The organism is Bartonella sp. MU70NMGDW, from assembly GCF_042194085.1.
Classification (GTDB): Bacteria; Pseudomonadota; Alphaproteobacteria; order Rhizobiales; family Rhizobiaceae; genus Bartonella; species Bartonella grahamii.
Map to the genome: position 1 here is coordinate 1 of NZ_JBHIMK010000165.1, position 2,729 is coordinate 2,729.

The 2,729-nt window shown below is 37.2% G+C and carries 4 protein-coding genes; 1 reads left to right on the forward strand and 3 read right to left on the reverse strand.

The features are described 5' to 3' along the window. Nucleotides 1-280: 280 nt before the first annotated feature. The 3 genes from ACFIKE_RS09155 to ACFIKE_RS09165 form a co-directional block, all read right to left on the reverse strand. Entirely contained in the window at nucleotides 281-760 is a 480-nt protein-coding gene (locus tag ACFIKE_RS09155) for a hypothetical protein (protein ID WP_375649470.1), read from the reverse strand. Further along, a complete protein-coding gene (locus ACFIKE_RS09160) occupies nucleotides 757-1,101 on the reverse strand; it encodes a hypothetical protein (protein WP_375649473.1) in 345 nt (114 codons plus the stop codon). The genes ACFIKE_RS09155 and ACFIKE_RS09160 overlap by 4 nt, the downstream gene beginning before the upstream one ends. A gap of 396 nt (nucleotides 1,102-1,497) precedes the next feature. Further along, nucleotides 1,498-1,716, reverse strand: a complete 219-nt coding sequence (locus tag ACFIKE_RS09165) for a DUF1376 domain-containing protein (RefSeq protein ID WP_375649475.1) — start codon at nucleotides 1,714-1,716, stop codon at nucleotides 1,498-1,500. A 596-nt stretch (nucleotides 1,717-2,312) separates the two neighbouring features. Between ACFIKE_RS09165 and ACFIKE_RS09170 the strand changes: the two genes are divergently transcribed. Beyond that, nucleotides 2,313-2,465 carry a hypothetical protein gene (locus ACFIKE_RS09170; protein ID WP_375649477.1) on the forward strand — a complete coding sequence of 51 codons (153 nt, stop codon included), beginning with the start codon at nucleotides 2,313-2,315 and terminating at the stop codon, nucleotides 2,463-2,465. Nucleotides 2,466-2,729 lie beyond the last annotated feature (264 nt).

Here is a 2,729-nt window from a genome sequence, read left to right on the forward strand (position 1 = left end):
CATATTCGTAGAGGTTGTAAAAATACTCCTCTGCTCCGTCCCCCCAAGGAACATAACCAACAGCTGTTGCAACAAACCTCTGTCCCATGGGCTGTTTACGGTTTTTTAATAATAGATGTTTTAAAATGAACATGCTTTAATACTAATTTTACAAATTTGTCTATTTGCCTCAAATTTGACCGTACAGAGAGTTTTATATTATAGATTTTTTACCATAAAATCTTTAAATTGCTCTGTGCGGTGCCATTTTGTCGATTTAAATGCATATTTCACTAGTTTGCTAATCTGCAGTATTTTGCACTGTTCCTCCAAGACCATTTAAAGTTTCTTCAAGCTTTTGCTTTTCAACCAACGTGAGTGGTCTTGAATTCTCTCTCATTGCCTTTTCTTTCAGCCTTTTTTTACGGGTGTTCAAAACAGCCTTGCGTACAAGATTGGCTTTCGTCGAAAGACTGTTTTCCAAATCACGACATAATCTTACTAATTCACGAGTGCTTGGAAAAAACGTATCCGATAAACCTTCTACCTCATCGCATAAAATCCGTTTAACCGTTTTCATCAGTGACCACGCATAAACATTTTCCAAAACCATTCCATAGGTAAGCGCCATACCTTCATGATCTGCCTGTTGCGAAATTTTTAAACCACACGAAAGCATCCGAATTGCCTTGGCTATGTCCTCTTTGCTCGCTTTCACTGAAAACAATTCGTGAAGTTGATCACAAGTATCTAAGGCAAGCGTTTCCTGCTGTTGTGTCAATGCCTACCACTCTTCAAAACCAAAGAAGTTCCGGAGCTATCATCTCGTGAATGTGTCTTAAAGTGACCTCGATACCCGATATCAAGGATGCTGTCTGAGATGCGTTCACAAACGCTTTTTTGCCTTTGAGAATGATTTCCATAGTTTTTTCCTTTTTCTAAATCTTCGATAGATTTTCGCACCCAGTTTCTCCACGTTGCTTTCCAATCACGTTCGATAGCATTTTTTCTTGTACTGGCTTTCCAATAATCTCGAAACTTTGCGATTTCGACTTTGACACGCTCTGGAGGCAAACCCTCTTCGATTGCGAAGTTGTAATCGGGTTCAAAATCCTCAGGCAATCGACAACCGCGATTAGCTTTCGCTCGTTTTGCTTCTTGAGGAATGTTCTCTTGCTCGTGAATGGGAGGTTGGTTTTCTACATCCGTTGCGATTTGCTCTGGTTGGCTTTTGCAAGCATGAATCTCTGCTGGTTCGTCAACAAAATCGTTTGTTTCTAAACTTTCAGAACCAATTTCTTTTTTTGCTAATACGATAGTATTAGTTATATCTATATTCTTATTCTTTATAGCTTGATTTTGCTTAGCGGTTGTTTCAGCAAAAAAATGTTTTGTTTGTGCACCTTTTTTGCCATCTTCACTACAACTTGCGATATGTGCTCTTTTTTATCAGTAAAATCTTTTAGCTCTTCTTCAACGCGCGTATTCCACAAACCATTATCTGTTTCAACAAGTTTATCATTCCTCATTAAGTATTCGACAAGAGTAGAAAACTTTTGCGAGCAATTGCAAGTACAGTACGTGCAAGCGTTCCAAATTCTTCTTTAATTGGTGCTTTTTATCGTATATGCGAACGAGAAGCGTCATATAAGCGTCCCTTTGCTCCAATGTCATTCCATCTGTCCCATTGATCCAGTCATACATATGAAATCTTATCCACGGTATTGCATTAGACATGCGCGTCCCTTTCTTTAAATATAAAATTGCTAAAGCATTTTCTTCGTTGTCGTCTTTAGGTGTATGCTCTTTTGAACACCGTCTTAATCATCCTTTCTTGTGAGGCATTGCCTTTATCTGTTGTTACCTTCATTTTTGTACGCCATTGCTGAAAACGCAAATAGCGCATACCATCGCCTTTAAAGCGACAGGATTCAAAATTGACAGTGCCACTTGTTATATTGCTGTCTACACGAGAAATCGCTCAGCCTGTCTTGAAAAAATGTTTGTGAGAAAGTAATTGAAATTACTTTTGATCCAAATTTTTTACTGCCATTCGAGGAAAAATAATCTTAGAAGTAGTTAATCTTCGAATTGACTCTTCTTTTTTTGAATTACATCTTTTTGAGCACGTATTATTTCAGCTTCTTTATCTATTATTTTGTCTTTTTCATTTATCTCTTTTCTGATCCTTTGCGTCGTTTTACAAGAGTCATGAAGAATATAAGCCAACCCTAAATTAACAATAAAATAAATAACAACTGCTCCTACTAAACTCAGGTCTATCTTTATACCTTACTTACTTTTCTTCATATTATCTTAATCCTGTTAAGAGTGTGAATGGTGCTGCTGGTGTTGGAGAAATATTAGGATTGATGATAAGGCGTTTATTAGATGCAAATGACCTCGAAGAAGAGCTTAAGCATTACAAATCAGTTACAACAGAAGCTAAGCGAATTTTACCAAGCCCTATTGTGAAAGCTGCTTAACGTTAAAAACACGACTCATTTTCTCATCCTCAAGGATGAGGAGATCGAGATTGACGGCCTCTCCATCCTATAAAGACGAGGAGGAGGTCAAAGTGCTAAAAAGGTATCTCAAAAAGCAGCAATGATTCGTATTTTAGCATCATCGCGGTGCCATCTGATAGCGTTATAATAAAGTTGCTAAATGTGGTTTAGAAGGTGTTTTAATTTTTGTTGATTTTTAATAAATAATTGGAAAAGAAGGTAAATTAAGATATACTGGTGAGG

Coding starts and splice junctions, on each gene's coding strand:
- ACFIKE_RS09165 (WP_375649475.1), bottom strand. CDS start 1,716: ATGTCTAATGCAATACCGTGGATAAGATTTCATATGTATGACTGGATC.